Source organism: Corallococcus sp. CA041A (assembly GCF_003612075.1).
GTDB lineage: Bacteria > Myxococcota > Myxococcia > Myxococcales > Myxococcaceae > Corallococcus > Corallococcus exiguus.
This window is the reverse complement of sequence record NZ_RAWF01000073.1, coordinates 13,432-36,683: the sequence shown is the minus strand read 5'-3', so window position 1 is coordinate 36,683 and position 23,252 is coordinate 13,432. Positions and strand designations below refer to the sequence as shown.

18 protein-coding genes are annotated in these 23,252 nt (G+C 70.5%); 8 read left to right on the top strand and 10 right to left on the bottom strand.

From position 1 onward, the window contains the following. From D7V77_RS15480 to D7V77_RS15470, 3 genes are all read right to left on the bottom strand, one after another. A partial coding sequence (locus D7V77_RS15480; protein ID WP_120577062.1) for a hypothetical protein occupies window positions 1-609 on the bottom strand: 609 nt, incomplete at its 3' end. A 3-nt stretch (window positions 610-612) separates the two neighbouring features. After that, window positions 613-1,530: a HEAT repeat domain-containing protein gene (locus D7V77_RS15475; protein WP_120577061.1), complete on the bottom strand. Its 918-nt coding sequence runs from the start codon at window positions 1,528-1,530 to the stop codon at window positions 613-615. A gap of 54 nt (window positions 1,531-1,584) precedes the next feature. Beyond that, window positions 1,585-3,825 (bottom strand): HTH domain-containing protein, encoded by a 2,241-nt coding sequence (locus tag D7V77_RS15470; protein ID WP_120577060.1) that lies wholly within the window; start codon window positions 3,823-3,825, stop codon window positions 1,585-1,587. 97 nt (window positions 3,826-3,922) lie between these two features. On the opposite strand from D7V77_RS15470, the gene D7V77_RS15465 reads away from it, so the two are divergent. Next, window positions 3,923-6,118 (top strand): PQQ-binding-like beta-propeller repeat protein, encoded by a 2,196-nt coding sequence (locus D7V77_RS15465; protein WP_120577059.1) that lies wholly within the window; start codon window positions 3,923-3,925, stop codon window positions 6,116-6,118. A 13-nt stretch (window positions 6,119-6,131) separates the two neighbouring features. On the opposite strand, the gene D7V77_RS15460 is transcribed toward D7V77_RS15465, so the two are convergent. After that, entirely contained in the window at window positions 6,132-7,061 is a 930-nt protein-coding gene (locus D7V77_RS15460; RefSeq protein ID WP_169821824.1) for a hypothetical protein, read from the bottom strand. 35 nt (window positions 7,062-7,096) lie between these two features. Between D7V77_RS15460 and D7V77_RS15455 the strand changes: the two genes are divergently transcribed. Beyond that, the gene (locus tag D7V77_RS15455) at window positions 7,097-8,149 is read left to right on the top strand and encodes an alpha/beta fold hydrolase (protein WP_233597007.1); all 1,053 of its coding nucleotides are present in this window, start codon (window positions 7,097-7,099) and stop codon (window positions 8,147-8,149) included. Here D7V77_RS15455 and udk read toward each other — a convergent pair whose 3' ends face one another. The 3 genes from udk to D7V77_RS15440 all read right to left on the bottom strand — a co-directional run bounded on the left by udk (window position 8,150) and on the right by D7V77_RS15440 (window position 10,990). Then, on the bottom strand, window positions 8,150-8,788 hold the full coding sequence (gene udk, locus D7V77_RS15450) for a uridine kinase (protein ID WP_120577057.1): 639 nt from the start codon (window positions 8,786-8,788) through the stop codon (window positions 8,150-8,152). It abuts the gene before it with no gap. Between the two features lie 68 nt (window positions 8,789-8,856). Further along, complete coding sequence (locus D7V77_RS15445) at window positions 8,857-10,503, bottom strand: DUF692 family multinuclear iron-containing protein (RefSeq protein WP_120577056.1); 1,647 nt, start codon at window positions 10,501-10,503, stop codon at window positions 8,857-8,859. Window positions 10,504-10,537: 34 nt separating this feature from the next. Beyond that, window positions 10,538-10,990 (bottom strand): helix-turn-helix domain-containing protein, encoded by a 453-nt coding sequence (locus D7V77_RS15440; protein ID WP_199733788.1) that lies wholly within the window; start codon window positions 10,988-10,990, stop codon window positions 10,538-10,540. A gap of 112 nt (window positions 10,991-11,102) precedes the next feature. On the opposite strand from D7V77_RS15440, the gene D7V77_RS15435 reads away from it, so the two are divergent. The 3 genes from D7V77_RS15435 (at window position 11,103) to D7V77_RS15425 (ending at window position 14,142) form a co-directional block, all read left to right on the top strand. Then, the gene (locus D7V77_RS15435) at window positions 11,103-11,888 is read left to right on the top strand and encodes an SDR family NAD(P)-dependent oxidoreductase (RefSeq protein WP_120577054.1); all 786 of its coding nucleotides are present in this window, start codon (window positions 11,103-11,105) and stop codon (window positions 11,886-11,888) included. 36 nt (window positions 11,889-11,924) lie between these two features. Further along, window positions 11,925-12,674, top strand: a complete 750-nt coding sequence (locus D7V77_RS15430) for an SDR family NAD(P)-dependent oxidoreductase (protein WP_120577053.1) — start codon at window positions 11,925-11,927, stop codon at window positions 12,672-12,674. Window positions 12,675-12,813: 139 nt separating this feature from the next. Further along, window positions 12,814-14,142, top strand: a complete 1,329-nt coding sequence (locus tag D7V77_RS15425) for a ferritin-like domain-containing protein (RefSeq protein ID WP_120577052.1) — start codon at window positions 12,814-12,816, stop codon at window positions 14,140-14,142. Here D7V77_RS15425 and D7V77_RS15420 read toward each other — a convergent pair whose 3' ends face one another. Then, entirely contained in the window at window positions 14,143-14,565 is a 423-nt protein-coding gene (locus D7V77_RS15420; RefSeq protein ID WP_126934617.1) for a hypothetical protein, read from the bottom strand. Between the two features lie 125 nt (window positions 14,566-14,690). On the opposite strand from D7V77_RS15420, the gene D7V77_RS15415 reads away from it, so the two are divergent. The 3 genes from D7V77_RS15415 to D7V77_RS15405 all read left to right on the top strand — a co-directional run bounded on the left by D7V77_RS15415 (window position 14,691) and on the right by D7V77_RS15405 (window position 18,612). Beyond that, on the top strand, window positions 14,691-15,494 hold the full coding sequence (locus D7V77_RS15415) for a GNAT family N-acetyltransferase (protein ID WP_120577050.1): 804 nt from the start codon (window positions 14,691-14,693) through the stop codon (window positions 15,492-15,494). A 200-nt stretch (window positions 15,495-15,694) separates the two neighbouring features. Then, window positions 15,695-16,948, top strand: a complete 1,254-nt coding sequence (locus tag D7V77_RS15410; RefSeq protein WP_120577049.1) for a hypothetical protein — start codon at window positions 15,695-15,697, stop codon at window positions 16,946-16,948. A gap of 203 nt (window positions 16,949-17,151) precedes the next feature. Then, entirely contained in the window at window positions 17,152-18,612 is a 1,461-nt protein-coding gene (locus D7V77_RS15405) for an ATP-binding protein (protein ID WP_120577048.1), read from the top strand. A gap of 7 nt (window positions 18,613-18,619) precedes the next feature. Here D7V77_RS15405 and D7V77_RS15400 read toward each other — a convergent pair whose 3' ends face one another. Next, entirely contained in the window at window positions 18,620-20,887 is a 2,268-nt protein-coding gene (locus D7V77_RS15400; protein WP_233597006.1) for a carboxypeptidase-like regulatory domain-containing protein, read from the bottom strand. A gap of 69 nt (window positions 20,888-20,956) precedes the next feature. Continuing rightward, on the bottom strand, window positions 20,957-23,239 hold the full coding sequence (locus D7V77_RS15395) for a carboxypeptidase regulatory-like domain-containing protein (RefSeq protein ID WP_233597005.1): 2,283 nt from the start codon (window positions 23,237-23,239) through the stop codon (window positions 20,957-20,959). Window positions 23,240-23,252 lie beyond the last annotated feature (13 nt).

The window sequence follows — 23,252 nt, the reverse complement described above, 5'->3', positions numbered from 1 at the left end:
CGCGGCGGGGGTGGCCGCGGGGCTGGCGCCATCCGCCTTGTAGGAGATGAGCTCCAGCTCCGTCTGCGGCACGCGCTTGCCCTCGTGCTCCGTGGCCACGTCCACGCGGACCAGGCCCACGCCCGCGGCGAAGGTCATCGTGTTCACGAGCGTCGTCTGCCCATCCACCTTGTTGCGGCCCTCCACGCTGACGCAGTTGGAGAACGAACCCGCGGGCACCTTGCAGGCGAAGCCCACCTGCACCAGCTGGTAGCGCTCCGTGGAGGACACGGACACGACGTTGTTCCAGCCGCGCCCGGCCTCCAGCGGGCCACGCAGCAGGTAGCGCTTGGGGTCGCGCAGGCCGAAGGCGTCCACCGTGAGCTGGCCGCCCTGGTTGTCCACGAAGTAGCCGTCCTGCTCCTTGACGATCTCCACCGTGACGGGTTTGTCGTCGCGCCCGTCAATCCGGTACGTCCATGCGTTGCCCACGGCCAGCGGGTAGAACTGGCCGATGGACTCGGGCGAGGGGCGCGTGTCCGACTCGACGCGCTTCGCACAGCCGGAACCGACGAGCGTGGAGGCCAGGAGGGTCAGGCCCCCCACCATCGACAGCGATTGCTTCATCATGCGCTAGGGGTCCGCGTGGCCCTGGCCACGCGCCTCCGCGGTTGCGTGGTTGCGTGATGCGTAGAGCGTGTCCAGCGCCTGCTGCGCGGCGGCCTGGACCGACGGCGTGTCGTGGCCCTGGGCCACCGTGTACAGGTACGCCTCCGCCTCCGGGCCGCCAATCTCGCCCACCGCGAAGACGATTTCCTGCAGGAAGCCCGAGTCGCGGCCGCGCGCCAGGTCGATGAGCGCCGGCACCGCGCTCTTCGCCTTCATCTCCGCCAGCGCGCCAATGGTGCGGCGCACCTGCTCCGCGTCGCTGGTGTCCTTGAGGCGCTCAATCAGGAGCGGCGCGGCGGACGGGTGCTTGCGCTCGGCCAGCGTCCGCAGGGCGAACTCGCGGATGCGCGAATCGGTGGCCTGGAGGTCCGCCACCAGCGCCTCGTCCGTGCGGTCCAGCGCGGAGAGCTGAAGCACCGCGGACTCCGTCACCTGCCGCAGCACGTTCTCCAGTGCGCTGCGCATCGCGGCCCGCCGCCCGTCCGTCGAGTCCACCTCCACCGCCGCCTCGCCCAGGCCCACGACCTCGTAGCGCTGGGGCGTGTTGCCGCCAAAGCGCTCCAGGGAAAGGTTGACGCCCACCTCCGCGAAGCTGTGCGGGTTGCCGTCCTTCAACACCTCGCGGGTGAAGGGCACGTCCAGCGACAGCCGCCAGGGGCGGGCCTTCTTGGGAGACTCGTCGGCCACCAGCTCGAAGCGGCCGGAGGACTCCAGCGCGTCATCGAACAGGTCCCGCACGCCTTCCGGGCCGAAACCCAGGAGAGCGTTGTCCCGCAGGGTGGTCCCGGAGAGCTCCACCGGCGCCACCGGATAGCGCGGGGCCTGCGAGCGGCAGGCCCCGAAAAACAGCACGCAGGAGGTTAGCAGCAGGGCCGGCTTCATGGCCCCCACAGGCTAACACTCCCGCGTCCACCGCACCCGATTCCGTGCGGGGGATCAGCCTTCCTTGTTGCCCTCGGACGAGCCGTCCGTCCCAGGGGCCACCGGCGCCTCGTGCACCTCGCGGACTTCCGCGGGCTGCGAGGACGCTTCGGAGGGAGCCTCTTCCGGAGGCAGCGCCTGCGCGGCGACCGGGGTCACCGCATCGGACGCATCACTCGCGGCTTCGGCCCGGGCCCGCGCGGCTTCGTCGGACTCCGGAGAAGCCTGCACCGCTTCGCCCGCCTGCCAGGCGTTGCCCACGACGGGCGGCGTGGCGGCGGCCTCCCCGTTCGCGGGGCTGACCTCCCTCATCACGGGCAGTGCCTCGCCCGCGAGCGCGACCGACTCACCGGTGACGCTGCCACCCGGAGACGGCGCGGCGATGCCACCCGAGGACTCAGTGCCCTCACCGGCGGCGACCGCTGCCACCGTGGTGGCATCGGACTGATCCGCGCTGGAGGCCTCACCGGCGGGAGCGCCGGCTTCACCCGCGGGCGTGCCCTCCGCTCCGCGCGTGCCACGGCCGCGACGGCCCCGGCGACGACGGCGGCGGCGCTTGCGCTCGGAGGCGCTGCCCTCGGCGGCACCGGCCTCGGCGCCCTCCTTGCCTCCACCCACGAAGGCGCTGGCGGCCTCCAGGTCCTCGTCCTCACCCTCGTCGTCGCCCTCCTCGGACTCGTCCTCTTCCGACGCGGGCGTGAACCCCGCGGCGGCCGGCGGCGCGGGGGCCACCGGAGAGGCCTTGGCCTCGGAGCCCTCGGCGCCGGTCTGGGCAGAGTCGCGGGCCTCGGCCCGTTCGCGCTGACGGTCGCGGCGGCGCTCGGAACGCTCCGAACGGTCGCTCCGCTCGGGACGCTCCGCGCGCTCCGGCTTTTCGGTGGTGGCGGCGACCTCGGCCTCGCCACCGCCCTCGCCCTCCTCGCGGGCCTGCTTCTCGCTCTTGCGCTCCTCACGGCGGCGCTGGGCCTCCTCGGCGTCCAGCTTCGCGGCCTCGAAGAAGCGCTCGTCGATGTCGTACAGCTCCACCTGGGTGACGGTGACGGCCGTCTTCGCCTCCAGGAACTTCTCACCCAGGGCGTCTCCGCACCACAGCATCACCAGCGAGCCAGTGGCCTGCGCTTCCGAGCGCGCGTCGCCGCGCACCTCGCCCGCGCTCACCAGCAGGCCCACCTGCGCCGAGTAGTGGCCCAGGTCGCGCCGCAGCTCCTGCACCGTCTTGCGATCGATGCCCGGCATGCCCTTGAGCATGCGGACCGCGTAGCGCAGCTCCACGCTGCCCTCGCGCTTGCGCGCGGTGAGCAGGGGGCCTTCCTTGGAGCGCTTGGCGACCTTCAGCTCGCGGAAGCCCAGCCCGTGCATCATCTTCACCACGGACTTCTCGAAGGTGCCCACGTCCGCGTCGCCCAGGCGCTTGCGCAGCCCGCGAGCCACCGCCCGGCGCGCGTCCTTGAGGGCCGTGCGCGCGGTGGTGATGAGGGCCTCGTCCACCAGGGGCTCCCCGGCGGCGGCGGGCTTGCCCAGCACCGGGCGGCCCCCCTCCAGCGGGATGCCCAGGGCCTGCGCGAAGGCGGCCTGGAGCTCCAGGGGCGGCGCCTCGCTCGGCGCGCCCGCGCGCTCCAGGGACACCTCTCCGGTCTCCTGGTTGAAGGCGTACTGGGGCCGGCGGCCCGCGTCGATGCGGCGCTGGTTGTCCTCCAGCAGGGCGGTGAGCACCGCCTCCACCGTGGTCTCCTCGGCGCACAGCTCCTTGGCCTTGGCGCGCTCGATGAGCTGATCCGTGCGCAGTCCGGCTTCCGCCTCGCTGAGGATCTCGAACACCACCTCCGGCAGTGGCGGGAAGCGCTTGCGGCGTCCACCCCGCTCCTCTTCACCCTCGTCACGGCGGCGCTTGCGCTCCGTGCCACGACCCGACGCGCGGACGTTGTCCGTGCGGGGCTCCGGGTGACGCTCCACCGGCCGCAACGGAGGCAACTCCTCCTCCGGATGCGGCTCCATCACGCCCGTCTGTGCAAGTGCCTCGACGTCCTCGGAGAGCGACCAGTCCGTCAGCGCGAAGGTATCCTTCGCGGTGACAATCACCTTTCGATCCCGCGTCCGTCGCGCCATCGCGGCCAGTCGCGACAGCATCGTCACTTCCGGCGTCTTACCGATGTGGGACAGCAGGCTCAGCTGGATGGACTTCTCCGTGATCTCAAGGAAATGCAGGGGGCGACCTTCGCTCTCCAGTACACGGAGCGCGGCCTCGTAAAATGTCATCGAGTATTCCCCAAGAATTCCGAACGGTTACAAAAATGTAGGTCCGTATGGGCGGCGGATGCTAGCCATCGCTAAACTGGCTTGTCAACGAACGTCAATGACCCGTCTTCGCATCGGCCACCATTGGAAGCGCGAACCGTCGGCTTCCCCGCTCGATTCCATCGCGCTGGAGCTCGACGGCGTGAACCTGCTGTCCGGGGCGGTGGAGGAGCCCCTGACGGAGGTCGTCCCCGCTCTGGTGGAGGCGGTGGCGGCCCTGCACGCCGGGAGGCGGCGGCTGGCGCAGGTTTCGCTGACGGAGGCGCACCTGGAGTTGGTGTTGCGGCGCGTCGGGCCGGACATCGAACTTTCGGTGGCGAGTCTCGCCCGCCCCGCCCATCTGCTGCGCCCGCCCATCCGGGTGGACGCCGAGGAGCTGACGAAGGCCACCCGCCAGAGCGGCCAGAGATTCCTCCAGGACGTGACGAAGCTCGCGCCCAAGGCCCTGTCCGCCACGGCCGCCCGGAAGCTGGGCGAGGCGCTCCAGGGCCTGGGCAAGGCCGCCCCGCATGCGGAAGAAAAGCCCGTTCCCCCCACCCCGCTGCGGATTGAGCCCGTCTCCGTGCCGGGCTTCGGCTTCGAGCTGAAGGACATCTCCCCCGCCTCGCGCGAGGCGCCGTCGAAGGGCCCCTCCGGGGCGCTGGCGCCGCTCCTGGGCGCGGGTGAGGTGTGGCTGGCGCTGCCGGGACGGCCGCAGGCGTGGCGTGCGCCGGGGCCGCCGTTCCTCACGGTGCTGGAGCTGTCCCGGCAGGCCGTGGAGCTGGCGCGGGCCGTGGAGCTGGGCGAGTCCCGCTTCGAGTTCGAGCCCGCGGGCGTGCGTCCCCGCCTGACGCTGGACCTGCCCGGACGGCGGGCGAAGCTGGGGCCCACCGGCACGTGGTTCGAGCTGGAGCCCGAGGCGCTGCTGTCCGCCCTCTTCCAGTTGGGGGAGGCGCTGGGACTGGCGTTCGCGGAGGCGCACCGGGTCCAGGTCTCCAACCCGTACCTGGTGGAGGTGGCGGAGCGTTGCCGCGAGGGGCTGTCCCACCTGCGAGGTGCGCACAAGCCGCCCGAAGCCGAGGGCGAGGCCCGCGAGCGCAAGAGTCCCCCGGCGCGCGGCGAGTCCCGTCCCCTGAAGGTGCCTGGGAAGCTGCGGCGCCTGCGCTTCGAGAAGCTGTGGGAGCAGCGCGGGCTGGAGGAGCCGGAAGAGGCGCGGCTGCTCCTGGGACGGCACGGGCCGGTGTACTGCGCCCCGGGGCTGGCGGGCGCGTTCTCACGCAAGGACGGCGCGCTGCTGTGGCGTCGGGCCGCGTCGCTGGGCGTGGCGGCGTCCGCGGATGGCCACGCGGTGGCGGCGGACGACACGCGCGTGTACGGCTTCACCGGCCGGGGCTCGGGCGCGCGGTGGCTGCACGACCATGACGGCATCCCTCTGGGGCCGCTGCTGCTGCGCCAGGACGGGCTGCTGCTGACGCTGTCGGAGGACCGCACGGCGGTGGCCTTCGCGGAGGCCACGGGCCGCGAGGTGTGGCGCCTGGCCCCTCCTCGCACGCAGCGCGGGTGGATGGCCACGCAGGGACACCGGGCGCTCCTGTCCACGGACTCGGGCTACCTGTACGGCCTGGACCTGGAGGACGGTCAGGTGCGCTACCGGCTGCGCTCGCCCCTGCCCTTCCATGGGCCTCCGGTGGCGTGGGGCCGGCGCTTCCTGGCGCTCCTGGGGCGCGGCTCGCATCACGCGCTGCTGCTGGCGGACGCGCACACCGGCGAGACGCAGTGGACGTTCGAGCCGGACCTCATCCTGCCCTCCACGCCGCTGCCGGTGGGCCAGCGGGTGCTCCTGGCCGGGATGCGCGACCAGGACGGGTTCCTGGTGTGCCTGGACGCGCGTGGACGCAAGGTCTGGGAGCGCGCGCTGCACCTGGGCCCGGGGCCCTATGCGCTGGCGCCGCTGCCTCGCGCGGTGGTGGTGACGAGCGCGTCCGGGGCGGCCGCTCGCGTGGCCTTGTCCGGGCAGGTGGACTGGCGGGTGGGGGCGGCCGGCGAGCCGCTGATCACCGCGCTGCCGGCGCGCACCGCCCGCGACGTGACGCTCATCGCGGGAGAGGTGGTGCGCGCGGTGGATCCTCGCGGCGGTCAGGTGCTCGCGGAGGTGCGCGCGGGGGTGGGGCTCGTCGCGCTCCAGGCCGACGTGCGCCTCAACCTGTACTTCCTGGACGACGCCGGCACGCTGTCCGCGTACCGGCTGGGGTCGCACTTCGCCGTCGTGAAGTGACGGAGAAGAAGGGCTACTCGCCCTTCTTGGCGGAGGCCTTGGCCGGGTCGATGTCCTCCTCCGGCCGCTCCTCTTGCGTGGCGCCTTCCCACGTCTCGTTGGCGCCCAGCTTCCACTCCGATGGCACGTCCAGCTTCCACGCGTAGGTGGCGTTGGCGTTGCCACCGGACGCCGCGTGCGAGGCGACGTTGATGGTCATCTCCAGCTTCGCCACCTCCGCGGGCAGCAGGTCCAGGTCGTAGTGGCCCAGCACCATCTGCGGAGGGAACCCGGCGATGAGGCGCTCGGGGTAGTCGATCTTCATCGACGGGTCGGCGCCGCGCATCTCGCCCAGCAGCTTGCCCTTCGCGTCCGTGAGCTTCCACACCGTGTCGAACGAAGCGCTGGTGACCATCTTCTTCACCTTGCCCTCGTCCTTCTCCACGCGCTGCGCGCCCCAGAGCACCAGCTGCAGGCGGATCTGCGGCTTGCCCATCACCATCACCACGTCGTTGGACACCACGTCCAGGCGCATGCCCTTGTCCGTGGCGGACAACACCGGGCGGTAGCGGCCCTCCCGCAGGGAGTCGAACTGCTTGCGCGCGTACTCGTAGAAGGCCTTGCGGTCTCCCGCGCGGTTGTCCTTCTTTTCGCCCCCCGCCTCCGCGCGCTGATCCAGCTCCGCCAGATAGCTGTCGAACTTCTTGTTTCCGCCAAAGCGGTCCAGGTGCGCGTCGACATCGTCGAAGTAGCCCTTGAAGAAGGACTTCAGCTCGTCCTTGTAGGAAGCCTCATCCGGGTTGGAGCGCATCCAGCCCACGCGCTCCATGTAGACGGACTGGATGCGGCGATAGTCCGCGTCCCGCTCCGCCTCGGTGGCCCGCGCGGAGGCGGTGCGGTGACTCGCCACGGCGGCGACGATCACCAGGGCGATGACAACGATGATTCCGAAGTAGCGCTTCAAGCGACAGGCTCCTGTGCGTTCGGGCAGGCAATGATATGAGCCGCATCATCGTGCCCCAGGCCGAGGGAATCCAACTGTTCACCGTGCCCCTTCCTCTGGAGGAAGGGGACCTGCTGGGAAGCCCCCAGATTGCTTGGCAGGCCTACGGGAAACCGTCGGATGGCAAAGCGGTGGTGGTGCTGCACGACCTGTCCCATTCCCACCAGGCGTTGAGCACGGAAGTGAACGGTGCGTACCAACCTTCGGGCTGGGGGCGGGAGCTGATCGGTCCGGGCAAGGCGCTGGATCCGGACGTGACGCCAGTCATCGTGCCCAACCTCCTGGGCAGCCCGTTCGGTTCCACGTCGCCGCTGACGCCGGATCCGCACAGCGGGAGGCCCTGGGGCGCGGCCCTGCCGCCGCTCACCGTGCTGGACATGGCGCGCGGCGTGTCCGCGCTGCTGCGGGCCCTGGGGCTCACGCGCGTCCGGGCGGTGGTGGGGATTGGCCTGGGCGGGCTGGTGGCGCTGCGGCTGGCCGCGCTGTTCCCGGAGCTGGCGGACGGCGTGGTGGTGCTGGGCGCGGCGCGGGCGCTGCCGGAAGGGCTGCGCGAGAAGCTGGGCCTCACGTCGCAGGTGCTGCGCATGGCGCCTGACAACGAGGACACCCCGCCCCTGCGCGAGCGCGCCCCGAACCGGACGCTGGCGCGGCTTCGCATGGACTACCTCAAGCTGCTCTACGGCCGCGACCACCTGGGCAGCGCGTATCCGGACAGCGCGGCGGCGCTGGCGGCGCTGGAGGCGGAGGCCGCGTCATTCGCGGACACATTCGATCCGATCGCGTGGTCAATGCTCTGCTCCGCGTACGCGGGCTGCGACCTGACGGAGACGTTCTCGAAGATCCACGCGCGGGTGCTGCTGCTCGCGGGCGCGACGGACGCGCTGGCTCCGGCGGGCCGCGTGCGGGACACCTACCACCAGCTGACGGCGGCGGGGGTGCAGGCGCGGTTCGTGGAGCTGCAGGGGCCTGGAGACCACGGCACCCTGCTGTCGGACGCGCACCGGCTGAAGGGGCCGGTGCAGGACTTCCTGCGCTGGCTGCGCGGCTAGCTAGCGCTGCGACTGGTGCTGCGAGGCGAGCCGCGCCCGGAGCGCGCCCACGAGCATCCCGATGGCGATGTCGTTGTTGCCGCCGTGCGGGATGATGATGTCCGCGTGGTGCTTGGACGGCTCCACGAAGCCCATGTGCATGGGGCGCACGTGGCGCAGGTACTGGCCCACCACGTGGTCGAAGTCGCGGCCGCGGTCCTTGATGTCGCGGGTGAGGCGGCGAAGGATGCGCAGGTCGTCGTCCGCGTCGACGTAGATCTTCACGTCCATCTCGTCGCGCACTTCCTTCATGTGCAGCACGAGGATGCCCTCGATGAGGACGATGTCCCCGGGGTCCACGCGGTGCGTGTGCGGCTGACGTCCGGACGTGACGAAGTCGTAGACGGGCTTCTGGATGGCCTGGCCCTGCTTGAGCGCACGCAGGTGACTGACCAGCAGCTCCGTGTCGAACGCGTCGGGATGGTCGAAGTTCACCTCCCGCCGGTCCACCAGGGACATGTCCTTCAGGTCCCGGTAGTACGAATCCTGATCAATGAAGGCGACCCGGCAGTCGGCGAGAGCCTCACGCACCTTGCGGGCCACCGTGGTCTTGCCGGACGCGGTGCCGCCTGCGATGCCAACGACGAGGGGTGACGACATGCGGCGGGCACTACCCCACCAGACAGGTGGGCGCAAGGATCCGTTGACCGGCCGACATGTGTCCGCCCTTATGCCCGCCGCAAGAGCCCGCGTGCCTGCCCTTCCGCGAGCAGCCATCCGGGCAGGGCCTCCACCGGAAGCGGCCCATCCGCGAGCCCCTGGAGCCCCGCGGCTACCTCCGGGGGCAGCGTCAGGACCTCGAAGCCGATGGCCTTGCGGCGGATGGCGAAGCGCCACGGGCCCGGACCCGGCCGGGCCGCCACCTGCGCCAGCGCCTCCAGGCCGGACACCTCCAGCGCCCCGCAGGCCCACGCACGGCCGGTGAGATGCCGCCGCAACGCCCGTGTGGCGAACACCAGCTCCGTCAGGTCGGCGGGGAAGGAGCCCAGGCGGACGTCCTCGGTCAGCGCCACCTGGCCCGGGGCTGGGGCGGGCGGCGTCTGGAGGAAGGCGTGCGGCAGCATCATCTCCAGGGACAGCGCGGCGGCCACGCCGTCCGACGGTGCGGCCATCACGCGCTTGCGCGCCCAGGACGCGAACGCGTGGGACAGGGACTTGCCCAGCCCATCGAAGAGGCCTCGGTACTCTCGCGAGCGGGTGAAGGACTCCAGCCCCTCGGGCGTCGCCGCGAGCAGCAGGCGCGTGAGGGGCCAGTCCTTGTCCAGTTGCTCCGCCACCACCGCCAGTCGGAAGTCCCGGTCCGCGCGCGTGCCCTCGGGGTCCTCGTCCTCCGTGGCCGGCGTGACGCCGTGGCCCGCGTCGAACAGCGCCCACGGGCGGCTGTCCCCAGTGAGGGCGGGCACGGGCTCGCGCGACGCGGGGATGTCGATGGGAGCGCGGGACTCCTTCGGGACGAGCGCGCGCAGCCGCCGCAGTGACGCGAGCGCCACCTCTGGCGGATGGCCGTCGCCCTCGAAGGTGACGGCGCGCAGGCGCGGGCAGCGCGGGAGCACCTCCGCCAGCAGTTCGAACAGCTCCTCGCGCACGGGCTGCGTGTGGTCATCCACGTAGAAGGTCCGCCCTCCCCTGCGAGTCACCACTCCGCCGGCGATGTGGAGCTCCACGACCTGATCCAACGGGAAGCCATCCAGCCCCGTGCGCAGGGGCAGGCCCGCGGACAGCTGGTGGCTGAAGAGGTGGCCCAGGTCCAGGAGCAGCGGCAGGCCCGTGCGCGCGTGCAGCTTCGCCATGAAGTCCAGCGCGTGCAGTCCGCCGCGCGTGGCGAGCACGGCGGGGTTTTCAATCACCAGCGGGACGCTCAAGCCCGCCTGGATGTGGAGCGCGTGCGCCGCGCTGTCCCGCACGCCCGCGTCGTTGAACGGCGGCGTGACGTAGAGGTAGCCCGGGAAGGGCTGGCCGCCCGCGTGCCACCAGCCCACGTCGTTGCCCACCCACGGACTGCCCACCGCGCGCGCGTGCGCGTCCAGCTCCGCGAGCGCCGACGCGGGCTCCAGCTCCGGGCCCCACAGGTTCAGGTGCACCGGATGGAAGAGGACCGGCACGTCCGAGCGGCGGCGCCACATCTCCGGGAAGAGCGTGGCCTGGGCCCTCGCCTCCTCCAGCGCGATGGGCGCGCTGTACTCCACGAAGTCGAAGAGACCGGGCGAGGCGTCAAGCAACCGGTACGGATGCGGCACGTCCGAGGCGCTCAGGTTGCTGCTCAGCCCCAGCCCCATCCAGGGCAGTGACCACGAATCCGATGCAGGGCGCGTCATGGGCACACCCTAACCAGCCCGGCTCCGGGTGGCGCTAGCCTTGTGTGGCCGGCCGATCCAGGCGCACGTCCTGGACCGTCAGCACCCTGCCGTCCGCGGCGCGAACTTCCAGCGGCTTCACCGGCTGCCCGTGCGCCTTGTCGAGCACTCGCGTCCGGGGCTCTCCCGCCTCGAAGCAGTGCTGCTGCCCCCACTGACCCAGCGCGACCAGGATGGGAAAGAGGCTCCGCCCCTTCTCCGTCAGCACGTACTCCTGCCAGGCGCTGCCGTCGGACGCCGGCTGGGTTTCGAGGATGCCGTGGTCCACCAGGTGCTTCAGTCGCTGGGCCAGGATGTTCTTCGCCACGCCCAGGCTCTTCTGGAACTCGCCGAAGCGGCGCAGGCCGTACTGCGCATCGCGCACGATGAGCAGCGACCACCAGTCCCCGATGACGTCCAGGGACCGGGCCACCGGGCACACCGCCCCTTCCATGCTCGTCCGCTTCACCACCGCCTCCTTCCAGAGGGTCGCTCCACAACTGGTTGCATAACGAAACCGGGGCTTTTATTCATCCGGCAACTGGTTTCATCATGAAACCACTCACACCGGAGGCAGTCAGATGCGGCTCAAGGGAAAGACGGCGCTGATCACGGGCGGTAACAGTGGCATCGGGCTGGCGACGGCGCGGCTGTTCGTGGCGGAGGGGGCGCGGGTGGCCATCACCGGGCGCAACCGGGAGACGCTGGACGCGGCGGTGAAGGAGCTGGGCGCGAACGTGCTGGCGGTGCAGGCGGACGCCACGGATCCGGCCGCGCTGGAGCATGCGGTGGCGGCGACGGTGGAGCGCTTTGGCGGGCTGGACATCGTGTTCGCCAACGCGGGTGTCGCGGCGCAGACGCCCGTGGGCAAGACGTCGCAGGAAGCGTTCACGTCCGTGCTCCAGACCAACGTCACCGGCGTGTTCTTCACGGTGCAGGCCGCGGCGGCGCACCTGAAGCCCGGCGCGTCGATCATCCTCACCAGCTCGGTGCACAGCGAGCTGGGGATGCCCGGGTACTCCGCCTATGCCGCGAGCAAGGGCGCGCTGAAGGCGATGGGAAGCGTGCTGGCGGCGGAGCTCGCCCCCAAGGGCATCCGCGTCAACGTCGTGTCTCCTGGCGCGACGAACACGCCCATCTGGGAGAAGAACGCACCCACGCCGGAGGCCTTCGCGAAGATGGAGCGCGGCATGTCCGCCACCATTCCCATGGGGCGCATGGGCAGGCCGGAGGAGATCGCGCGGACGGTGCTCTTCCTCGCATCCGACGATGCGTCCTACGTGAGCGGGCAGGATCTGTTCGTTGACGGTGGCGTCAACGGCGCGGCGCTGGGTGCGCCCTTGTTCCGCACGCCCGAGCGGGTCTGATACGGGCGACGGTCCTCTATCCCGGAGCTGCTCTCGATGACCTCCTCCCTCAAGCCCACCGCGGTCGTGGTGGGCGTTGGCGCTGAACAGGGCCTGGGCGCGGCCCTGTGCCGGAAGTTCGCCTCGGAAGGCCACCACGTGCTCGTCGCGGGGCGCACGCGGGAGAAGTTGGACCGGGTGGTCGCGGGGCTCACGGCCTCCGGTGGCAGTGGCGAGGCGGTGGTCTCGGACGCGACACGGGAGGCGGACGTCGCGCGGCTGTTCGACCGGGCCCTGGCTCCAGGAGTGGGCTTCGCCCCCGTGGACCTGGTCGTGTTCAACGCCGGCAACAACCGGCAGGTCCCCTTCCGCGACCTGGACGCCGCGACGTTCGAGGACTTCTGGCGGGTGGGCTGTTTCGGCGGGTTCCTCGTTGGACGCGAGGCGGCTCGGCGGCTGGTGCCCCTGGGCCGGGGCACCGTCATCTTCACCGGCGCATCCGCCAGCCTTCGAGGCCGCGCGGGCTTCACGCACTTCGCCGCCGCGAAGGCGGGCCTCCGGATGATCTCCCAGGGCATGGCGCGCGAGTTCGGTCCGCAGGGCCTGCACGTGGCCCACGTGCTCATCGACGGCGGCATCGATGGTGAACGCCTGCACACGCTGGCCCCGGAGCGGGTGAAGGCGCTGGGCGAGGACGGGCTGCTCCACATCGACGCCATCGCGGAGACGTACTGGCAGCTGCACCGGCAGCACCGTTCCGCGTGGACCCAGGAAGTGGACCTGCGGCCGTTCAAGGAGTCGTTCTAGGGCCTCAGCTTTCTGAAGACGCCTCAGCTTTCCGAGCACACGGACACGCTCGCGGACCGGTGGCTCCCAGAGGGAGCACAGCGATGGCATCGCTGTTGCTCTGCTCGCGGGACACCTCGTCCCACGGGAGCAGGCATCCATGAACACGAACCGATTGCGGCATCTCTTCTCTCGCGCGCTGCGGGCCTCGCTCGCGACGCCATTGGTGCTGGCGGGCTGTGGCACCGGCGGCACGGACCTGCGGGGCTACTCGGCCATCGAGTGCACGCCGCTGGGCGATCCCGCCATCAATGACCTGAGCATCCAACCCGCGGTGGACTTCGTCGAGTCGCGCGTCCTCTCAGGCTACGGCCGCGAGGGCCCGGTGGGCTACGAGACCCGAGCCTCCACCGGAGAGGCGTGCGCGAGCGCCACCGACGTGTCCGCTTGTCAGACAGCCTTGGCCGAGGCGAGCTCCAGCGACGGCTTCACCGGCAACTGCATCCAGCTCTGCTCGAGGTACTTCCTGGCGACGACGCGAGGCGATGAGGTGAAGACCTGGGCGTCGCTGCAAGAGCTCCAGACCCTGCTGGGCGCGGTCGACACCGCGCAGGAAGCGGCGCTCCTCACCTTCGCCGCGGGCTACCGGCTGAGCTGCGAAACGCTGGAGCAGGGAGCGGTGAAGCGGAATCCGGGCGGAGGCTTCAACGTCGTGGCCACGAAGGGCGACGCCTGCGGCGAGGGCTCGAACCTGATGCAGTACGTGGTCAGGGTGTCCGCCAACGGCGAGCTCCGCGAGGTGGAGGATCACGTGCTGCAGAAGGGCTCTGGCCCATGCTCCGTGGGCCGCCGGCCCGTGGGGCTGGAGGGCACGGTCGCGGGGGGTTGCGAGGACGCGCTCGGGCACCACTTCGCGCAGACCGCGCACCTGGAGGCCGCGTCCATCCACGCCTTCTTGAGGCTGCGTGAGGAGCTGGCCCTGCATGGCGCGGAGGCAGCACTCCAGGAGGCGGCGCTCGCGAGCGCGGTGGATGAAGTCATGCACACGGAGAGGACGGGACGGCTCGCGCGCCGTTACGGGGCCACGCCACCGCCGCCCGCCGTCGCGGCCGTGCCCCTGCGCCCGTTGAGCGAGGTGGCGTTGGACAACGCCGTGGAGGGGTGCGTGCGCGAGACCTACGGCGCGCTGGTGGCCCATCACCAGGCGCTGCATGCGCGCGACGCGGAGGTGCGCGAGGCCATGGTCCGCATCGCCGAGGATGAGACGCGGCACGCGGGCCTGTCGTGGGACATCGACCGGTGGGCGCGCTCGCGTCTGTCCGCGCCGGACCAGTCAGCGCTGCGCGAGGCCCAGAAGCGCGCCGTGGCCCTGCTGCGCGCGGAGGTCGCGATGCCGCTCGATTCAGCGCTCGTCACGGAGGCGGGGCTGCCCACGCCCGAGGCCGCGCTGGCGCTGCTCGACACGCTGGAGCAGGAGCTCTGGGCCTGATCAGGTCGTCGGCTTGTTCCGGGTCGCGGCTTCGCGCGCGGCCTGGAGCGTGTCGTCCACCGCGGACTCCACCGCGTCGCTGACCAACTCCGGCGCGGAGGTGCGCCAGCGCTCCAGCGCCGCCTCGTGCATCGCCTCCGGATCCTGGAGCTTCTCGTCCGTCTCCGGAGCCACGTCCGCGATGCAGTCCGGGCACACGCCTTCGAGCGCGCGCGACCACACCTCCAGGTGCGTGGTGATGAGCACGCCCTCCATGGCCAGGGCCTCGCGCAGTCCCCTCCGACCCGCGCCGCGCATCTGCGTGCCATGCACGCGGTCCAGCATCGTGCGCATCCAGGCGGCCACCGCCTCGGGTTTCGGACACGTCTGCCTGCCGCATACCCGGCAGGTCGTCTGCCAGGACTGCCCTTCCATTGGAGTCATCGCGACCCACTCCTCGCACCCGGTTTGCGGACTCGCTTTAGCAAGGCCCCTCCTCTCACGCACGTAGACGTGAGCGTCTATGAATGCGGAGAATCCTACTTCCTGGACCCTTCTGGAGCCGCCTCATGTCCCGAGCCGAGATCGACGAATCGCATGCGCAGTTCCGTGGAGCCTGGAGGCTCATGACGCTGGGGCTACCCCGTGGAGAGGTCGTGGAGCGTGCGGACGTGTTCATCACCGCGGGTCACGTGACGTGGTCGCTGATGAACATGTCGTTCCTCAACCGGCCGGCGCAGACGGAGGCGGAGCTGATGCGCGCGGTGGACTCGGCCGCTAGCTACTTCGCGCAGGGACCGCACGGGTGGGCCTTCACGCTGACGCCGGAGTGGCTGGCGCCGGGGCTGCGGGAGCAGGCGGACGCGCTGCTCGCCACGCGAGGGCTCAAGCCGGGGATGACCACGTCGGGAATGGTGGCGGACCGGATGCTGGAGCCGGTGCGGCCCCTGCCGCCGCTCGACCTCCGGCCGGTGAACGACACCTGGGGCTACAACGCCGTCGCGGACGTGAACGCCGCGAGCTACGACACACCCCAGGCGCTGGGACGTGAAGCCCTGGCCGCCCCCGGCATCTTCGGCCCCGAGAGCCGGGCCTTCGTCGGCTGCCACGACGGCGCGCCGTCGACGAGCACTGTGGCGCTGCGCGTGGACGGCATCGTCTACATCGCGCTGGTGGCGACGCTCGCGGAGCACCGCCGCAAGAGCGCCGCGGAGACGGTGCTCCGGCGCGCGCTGGAGGAGGCGAAGCACGCGTGGGGGTTGGAGCGAACGGTGCTGCATGCCACGGAGGCCGGCGCGCCCGTCTACCGCCGCATGGGCTACCGGGACGTGGCGCCGTTCGTCTCCTACTTCGCGCCCCCGAAGGGAGCGTGAAGCACCGCGGCGCCGGTTTCCCAGGAAGACCGGTGCCCTGCCGGAACTTGGGAGCTGACCCCGCGCGTCAACAGCGCGAGCCTGCTGCCCAAGGGTCGTCCACTCAACGCAGCATGAGTCCCACTGCGGGGGCTGGGGTTTGGACCGGCGCCGCCGCTGTCTAGCTTGGTCGATCAGCCCCCCACCCCTGGACCCCCACCTTGGCGATTCCCTCTCGCACCGACGTGCGCCGCTCCACCGCCGCGCTCCTCGGCGCGCTCCTCGTCCTGACCTCTGCCTCCGCCCAGGCGCAGTCCGCGCCCACGCCGCTGGAGGACAACCGCACCATCACGCTGGGCTACATCGGCATCGCGTATGAGCTGGGCGGCATCATCGACCCCACGCTGCAACCCGGTGGCACCAGCAGCGTGCGTCCCAACTGGTTCACCTTCGCGCCGCATGCGTCCCAGGCCGGAGGCAAGGGCATGTACAGCGCGGCGCTCGCGCGGCACTTCATCAACACCGCGCGGCTTCAGCCTTCGCTGTCGCTGACGAACGCGCTGGACCGGCTGGGGCTGGACGGCGTGCTGCGCCTGCGGATCCAGGACCTGTCCCTCCAGCTCATCGCGCAGGGCCTGACGGTGGACGCGGCCACGGCCCTCAGTGTGCTGACGAGCGCGCTCAACGCCGGGGCGCTCGCGGACGTGCGCACCCTGCTGGCCACCGCGTCGCGCATGGGCGCGCTGTACTGGAGCGCTCCGGGCGCGACGCCGCTCGACAAGGTGGAGGCCATCGTCATCACGCTGGAGCGCACGCTCCACGAAGGCAACCTCGCCATCTACAACGACATCGGCGGCTCAGCGCGTCTGTATCTGGACTGGCGCGCCGCCGCCACCGGGCCCATTACGCCCGCGCGCGTGCTCACCGAGTTCACCCTGGTGGACGCCAACAACGCGGAGGCGCAGCAGGCGTATGCCTATGCCATCGCGCACGCGGAGGACTCGCCGCGCCCCACCCGCATGGACCTGATCTTCCCCGGCATGCCCTGGAAGAGCCTGCTCATCGCCGCGTTCGCGCTCTACGAGGACGCCCGGCTCGCGCCCACGCCCGCGCGCCGTGACGCGCTCGTCGCCATGGGCACCAACTTCGTCGCGTGGCGCGAACAGTACGACCAGGCCCAGCCCGTCTTCACGCCCGCGGGTTCGCCCTCCGACGAGGTGTCTCGCGCGGCCGTGCTCCAGATGCTGACGCCCTTCCTGATGACGGACTTCGGCACCGTGCGCTGGACGTACGCGGACTATGCGTATGCCCAGCCGGACCGCGACGGAAACCCGCTCACCTCCCCTCCGTGCGAGTACAGCTGGGCGGACTTCTGGGATCGGTGGAACGGAATCCTCTTCGCGTTCGACAAGGCCTATGCACGGCCCACGGAGTTGTGGGTCATGCCTGAACCCCTCATGGATCCGCTGAGCTGACAGACGGCCCGGACGCCCTGTGCGCTCGCTTGACGGGCGCGGGGGCCGTGCGGGAGCGTGCAAACCCGATGAGTCCCCTCCCCGGTGGTCCGTTCGAACCTGTTCGCCACGCATCCAAGGACGATGCGTCCTCACCGGGCACGGCCGCCGCGCGCGCGCCGCATGACGCGAATCAGCCCCCTGTTCCGGCCGACGAGGCCAGCATGTCCGCGCAGACCCGCTTGCAGGTCCTGCGGGAGATGATGGCCGAGGCGTTCCTGGCGCTCGACGCGCAGGGAATCATCCATGAGCTCAACCACCGTGCCGCGTCGCTGCTGGGCCTGCCGTATGGCACCTGCCAGGGCCTGACGCCGTGGGAAGCGCAGCCGATGCTGGCCGGCACGACGTTGCACGAGCGGCTGCTGGACGCGCTCACCACGCGCGAGCCCGCGCGCTTCCTGTCGGAGCTGCCGTCAGGCGTCTGGCTGGAGCTGTCCGTGCGGCCGGTGGGCGGCGAGACGTGGGTGCTGGCCACGGACATCACCCGCCGTCAGCGCGCGGAGACCGAGGTCGCGCGCACCGAGGAGCGCTTCCGCCAGCTGGGCGAGCGGTTCCAGGTGGCGCTGGAGTCCGCGCAGATGGCGGTCTGGGAGACGAACCTCGTCACCGGGCAGGTGTTCCGCTCGGAGGGGCATGACCGGCTCTACGGCTACCCGCAGCCCCTGGCGGAGTGGACGCACGAGCAGTTCCTGGCGTCGCTGCATCCGGACGACCGTCCCGCGGTGGAAGCGCAGGTGACGGCCATCTTCCACAACGACGTGCTGTCGTACTCCTCTACCTTCCGCACGCACTGGCCGGACAACACCTGGCACTGGCTCATCAGCCGGTCGCGAGTCATCCGCGACGCGAACGGCAAGGTGATGGTGGTGCGCGGGGCCATCCTGGACATCACCGCGCTGAAGGAGACGGAGGAGGCGTTGCACGAGGCGGTGCGCACGCGCGACGACTTCCTGTCGGTGGCGAGCCACGAGTTGCGCACGCCGCTCACGTCGCTGCGCCTGCAGGTGGACCTGTTGCGGCGCATGGCCGAGTCGAAGGGCCACGAACCCCTGGGCTCCGAGAAGGTCACGACGCGGCTGGACGCGGCGGACCGGCAGCTCAAGCGGCTGACGTCGCTGTTGGACAACCTGCTGGACGTGAGCCGCATCCGCACGGGCAAGCTGGACTTCGATCTGGTGAGCGACGACCTGGCGCCGGTGGTGCAGGACCTGGTGGCGCGCTTCGGGGACGAGGCGAAGCAGGCCGGGGTGGAGCTGGACGTGCGCGTGGAGGGCCCCGCGCCGTGCCGGTTCGACCGGCTCAAGCTGGAGCAGGTGCTGAGCAACCTCATTTCCAATGCGCTGAGATACGGCCAGGGCACGCCGGTGCACGTGTCGCTGCGCCATCAGGACGGACAGCTGCGGCTGACCGTGCGGGACGGCGGCCCGGGAGTCCCCGCCGCCGAGCGCGAGCGCATCTTCCAGCGCTTCGCCCAGGTGCAGGGCTCCGCGCGCACGGGAGGCCTGGGACTGGGGCTCTACATCGTGCAGCAGATCGTGGAAGCGCACGGCGGCCGCGTCTGGGTGGAAGAAGCATCCGGCGGCGGCGCGGCGTTCGTGGTGACGCTGCCGGTGGACGGCGCATAGGCGGGCTTCAGGGCTCGAGCGACGCTTCCCCACTGTCGACGGGAAAGCCGAGCCGGAGGGATTGCGTCTCACCTGGCTTCAGGTCCACGGGCACGCGCATTGCCACCGGGCCGAACAAACCATCGATGGCGAAGAAGGTGTAGCGGCCGGGAGGCAGCTGGCTGAAGGTGAGGTCCCACGGCCAGTTTTGAAACTCCGGCACATCCGGATCGTCCGACGGCCAATCCGTCGCGGCGGGATCGCGGGTGAATGCGGAGCGCTGGAGGGCTCGCAAGCCTCTGAACGTCTTCGGCATGTCCACATGGCCGGGAACGAGGAAGGTCTCCAGCCGTTCGCGTGAATCCGGGAAGTGGACCTGGAGCGCGCCCCCTCCAGTCCTCGGGACGAAGTCCCTGCGTTCGCGTTCGCGTGACGAGAGCGAGACGGGCTGGGGTGAGAAGACCAGCGGTGCGGGCCTTGGCCACGGAGCATCCCGGACCTGCTCCTCCGAAACGAGCACGAAGCACTCTCGGCCCCCTGGAACGCGCAGCACGTAGTGGCCGGCTTCATCCGTCGTGGTGCGGGTGTCGAGCCCGGCCTCGCAACGTGCCCGGACCGTCACGCCCGCGAGCGGAACACGCGCCCCATCCGTCACGTACCCCTGGAGTACCGCGTCCGCGGTCAACCGCAGCTCCACCTGGTCCTCGTGCGCTCCGACCGCGTACAAGGCCGTTCCGCCCTGCTCCTCGTTCACCCGGAGGAACACGGGGCGATGGGGCAGGCCCGCGAGACGGAAGCGCCCGGCCTTGTCCGCGCCATTCCCGCCCCCGGTGAATGCGTCGCGCGGGATCTGCAGGTCGTCGGGCTCCACCAGGTCGATGCGAGCGTAGGGAGCCTGGGTTCGCCCATCTTCGTGGAACACCTGACCCCGAACGATGTGGCCGGGTTCGAGCGTGATGTCAGGGACCGTCCGCTCCTCGTGCGCGTGCCCTTCGAATCGCAGGCGAACCGAGGCCATGTCCGGCGCTCCGATGTAGAGGGTGTAAAGGCGCGAGGTTTCCGTGGCCCAGGCGAAGCGGCCTTCACGATTGGCCACCGTCCAACTGTGGATCCAGTACAGCGACAGGGGCTTCCCAACCGGATCGACGACACGGCCCACCAGACGGCCCGTCGGCTGGAACACCACGGGCCCGCCATTCGGGCCGGAAGGACCTTGTTCCGCGAGGCCCACGAGCTGGTCGATCCCATCCGTGGACCTGAGCTCGAGCTTGTGGGGCCGAGCCAGGGGATGCATCAACTCGAAGCGCCCGTCCGGGCCGGTGCGGGTCGTGCACTCGCCCTTGAGGCCCCTGCCCTCCGGAGACTCGAGCGCCGTGGCCCGAAGCACCAGGCCGGCCAGCGGTTTTCCGTCGGGAGCCACCGCCTGACCTGTCCACGACCCCGCCTTGGCGGCGCCTTCGAAGCTCACGGTGACTTCGGACTGCTGTCCGGGAAGGACTTCGACGTCCACGTCGCGGTCCCACCGGCATCCGGCGGCAGGCTCGTAGCCCGCCGTCACGCGATAGCGCTGCGGCGCGAGTCGCAGGTAGCGCATTCCCTCGGGCGTTTGCTCGGACTCACGCGAAACGTCGAGCCACCGGTCGACGGGATGCAAGAGGTTCGTGGCGTTCGGGACGACGCGTCCCTCGGTGTCCACCACCCGCACGAGCAATGGCGAGCCTCGTCCCATCACGACGGTGAGCTCGGGCTGGGGCGTGATGACCTTCAACCGCCGCCAGGCCCACTTTGGCTTGGTGGAATAGAGCAGGCCCTCGCCAGCGGCCGCGCCCTGGAAGTTGAACCGGCCCTGCGCATCACTGGTGGTTTGCACGACCGGGGCGCCGACGTGGGAAGAGACGAACCGGAGCCGGACGTCGCTCACGGGCTTCCCCTCCGTGTCCACGACGCGTCCGGAGAGTGGCACCGCGCGCGCCAGGGGCAGCTCCATCCGGGGCTTCGGTTCCGGCGCGATCCGGATGTCCGTGCGCGAGGTCGTCACGAAGCCGGGCGCCCGTATCTCCGCGGCGTACCAGCCCGGCTTCAGCGCAACGCGTCCCGTTCCGTGTGCGTCCGTCGTGCCGGGCAGTGCCGTGTCTCGCTTCAAATCCGCGCGCCAGACCTTCACCCGCGCGCCGGGGACAGGTTGCCCCTCCGGGTCCACGACCTGGAACACCCATGTCACTTCATTCGCCGGTCCGGGCGTTTCCAACTCCGGACGCGTGCCCGCGCAAGCGAGCACCACGGCAACGAGCCCCACCCCGCTCCATCGCATGCCCCACAGATTAGCAGGGCGTGACGCTGCCGGTGGAGGGCGCGTCGCCGGGCTTCAGGGCACGAGGAACGTGCCTCCACTCTCGATGGGAAAGCCAGGCTGGAAGGACTGCGTCTCGCCTGGCTTCAGGTCCACGGGCACGCGCAGGACCGCTGTCGCTCCGTCCTGGGGTTCGACGGCGAAGAGCGTGTAGCGCTTGTCCGGCAGATGGCTGAAGGAGAAGTCCTTCTGCCAGTATGCATAGACGGGCATGTCCGGATCATCCGTTCGCCACGGGTTTAGAGCCGGATCGCTGATGAAGGCGGACCGCTGGAGCGCTTTCAGGTCCGCGAATGTCTTCGGCATGCGCGCGTTGCCAGGAACGAGGAACGTCTCCAGCCCATCCCTCACCTTTGGGAAGTGGACCTGGAGTCGCGCACCACCGCTCCTCGAAACGAAGTCCCTGCGTTCGCGCTCCCGAGGTGAGAGGGAAACAGGTTGGGGAGAGAAGACGGGCGGCGTGGGCCGCGGCCACGTGTAGATCCAGCGCCGATCCACCGGAAAGTGCACGAAGCAATCCCTGTCCGCTGGCACTCGGAGCACGTAGTGGCCGGCATCGTCGGTCTTGGTGCTGGCATCGAGCCCGGCCCCGCACCGCACTTCGAGCATCACGCCCGCAAGCGGAACACGCGTTCCATCCGTCACGAAGCCTTCGAGCGTTGCATCCGGCTTCAGCCGGAGCTCCACCCGAGACTCACGAGCCCCAAGCTCATACAGGAGGGTCCCGCCTTCCAGGCGATTCAACCGGAGGTACTGCGGACGCCGTGGCACATGGTCCAAGCGAAAGCGGCCGGCCTCGTCGGGGCGAGCCCCGAAGCGGGAGTTCCAGAGCTTGATGTCCACGTCGGCGGGGTCCACCAGCTCGATCCAGACCTTTGTCACGGGTGTGCGTCCATCCGCCTCGAGCAGCCTGCCCAGCACAGAGTGCCCCGTGTCGAGCTGGATGTCCGGGACCCTTCGCTCCTCATGCGCGCGAGCCTCGACCCGCACGCGCGAGGAGGCCATGTACGCGGCGTCGACACGCAAGGAGTAGGTCCGGGACCGGGTCGGCCCCCGGATGAATCGGCCATCACGGTCGGACTGGCTCTGCCAGTCGACGTCGAAGTAGGTCATGGGTTTCCCATCAGGGCCGAGGACGCGTCCCACCAATGTTCCGGGAGCGTGGAACACCACGGGTTCGTCCTTCGCATTGGAAGGTGCGAGCTCCGCCTCGCCGACCCGCTCATGGGGTTCAGCCGCGTGTCTGAGCTGGAGTCGATGGAGCCCTGCCTGGGGATGCGACAACTCGAAGCGTCCGTCCGGACCGGTCGTGCCCTCACAACCCTCTTCGACCTCCATGCCCTCCGCGGAGGGAGGCGCCGTGGCCCGCAGCTTCATGTTGGCCAGCGGCCACCCGTCGGGTGTCACCGCCCTGCCCGTCCAGGGGCCCGCGCTGGTAGCGCCTTCGAAGCTCACGGTGACTTCGGCCTGCTGTCCGGGGAGGACTTCAACGTCCACGGCGCGGCGCCACCAGCAACGCGGGGCCGGAGCGTAGCTGGCGATCACGCGATAACGCTGCGCTGGGAGCAACTGGTGGATCGTTCCTTCAGGCGTCTGCTCGGACTGATGCCGGATACCAATCGGCCGGTCCAGGGGGGTGATGGAACTATGGGAGTTGGGGATCAGGCGTCCCTCGAGGTCCAGACCCCGCACGAGCAACGACGAGAGCTGTCCCATCACGACAGTGAGTTCCGGCTGGGGCGTGATGACCTTCAACCGTTGCCAGCTCCAACCGTCCTTGTCGGAGTAGAGGAAGCCCTCGCCAGCGGCTGCACCCTGCATGCTGAACTGGCCCGCCTCGCCGCTGATGGCTTCCACGAAGGGAGCGGCGGCGTTGGAGGACGCGAAGCGGATCCGGACGCCCGACACGGGCTTTCCCTCCGCATCCACGACGCGTCCAACGAGGGGCGCCGAGCGCGCCAGGGACAGCTCCATCCGGGGCTTCGAGTCCGGCGCGATCCGGATGTCCTCGCGGAAGGCCGTCACGAAGCCACGCGCCTGCACCTCCGTGCCATACCAGCCCGGCTTCAGAGCAACGCGTCCGGTCCCCTGCGCATCCGTCGAACCGGGCTGCCCATAGGCTGGCGACTGATCCGCGCGCCAGACGTTCACTCGCGCACCGGACACGGGTTGTCCCTCCGGGTCCACGACCCGGAACACCCATGTCACGTCCTTCGCCGGTCCGGGCGTTTCCAACTCCGGACGCGTGCCCGCGCAAGCGAGCACCACGGCAACGAGCCCCACCCAGCTCCATCGCATGGCGTGAAGCATA

Excerpts from the sequence above, each read along its gene's own strand:
- D7V77_RS15475 (WP_120577061.1), bottom strand. The coding sequence starts at position 1,530 with ATGAAGCCGGCCCTGCTGCTAACCTCCTGCGTGCTGTTTTTCGGGGCC.
- D7V77_RS15470 (WP_120577060.1), bottom strand. The coding sequence starts at position 3,825 with ATGACATTTTACGAGGCCGCGCTCCGTGTACTGGAGAGCGAAGGTCGC.
- D7V77_RS15465 (WP_120577059.1), top strand. The coding sequence starts at position 3,923 with ATGACCCGTCTTCGCATCGGCCACCATTGGAAGCGCGAACCGTCGGCT.
- D7V77_RS15455 (WP_233597007.1), top strand. The coding sequence starts at position 7,097 with ATGAGCCGCATCATCGTGCCCCAGGCCGAGGGAATCCAACTGTTCACC.
- udk (WP_120577057.1), bottom strand. The coding sequence starts at position 8,788 with ATGTCGTCACCCCTCGTCGTTGGCATCGCAGGCGGCACCGCGTCCGGC.
- D7V77_RS15445 (WP_120577056.1), bottom strand. The coding sequence starts at position 10,503 with ATGACGCGCCCTGCATCGGATTCGTGGTCACTGCCCTGGATGGGGCTG.
- D7V77_RS15435 (WP_120577054.1), top strand. The coding sequence starts at position 11,103 with ATGCGGCTCAAGGGAAAGACGGCGCTGATCACGGGCGGTAACAGTGGC.
- D7V77_RS15430 (WP_120577053.1), top strand. The coding sequence starts at position 11,925 with ATGACCTCCTCCCTCAAGCCCACCGCGGTCGTGGTGGGCGTTGGCGCT.
- D7V77_RS15425 (WP_120577052.1), top strand. The coding sequence starts at position 12,814 with ATGAACACGAACCGATTGCGGCATCTCTTCTCTCGCGCGCTGCGGGCC.
- D7V77_RS15420 (WP_126934617.1), bottom strand. The coding sequence starts at position 14,565 with ATGACTCCAATGGAAGGGCAGTCCTGGCAGACGACCTGCCGGGTATGC.
- D7V77_RS15415 (WP_120577050.1), top strand. The coding sequence starts at position 14,691 with ATGTCCCGAGCCGAGATCGACGAATCGCATGCGCAGTTCCGTGGAGCC.
- D7V77_RS15405 (WP_120577048.1), top strand. The coding sequence starts at position 17,152 with ATGTCCGCGCAGACCCGCTTGCAGGTCCTGCGGGAGATGATGGCCGAG.
- D7V77_RS15395 (WP_233597005.1), bottom strand. The coding sequence starts at position 23,239 with ATGCGATGGAGCTGGGTGGGGCTCGTTGCCGTGGTGCTCGCTTGCGCG.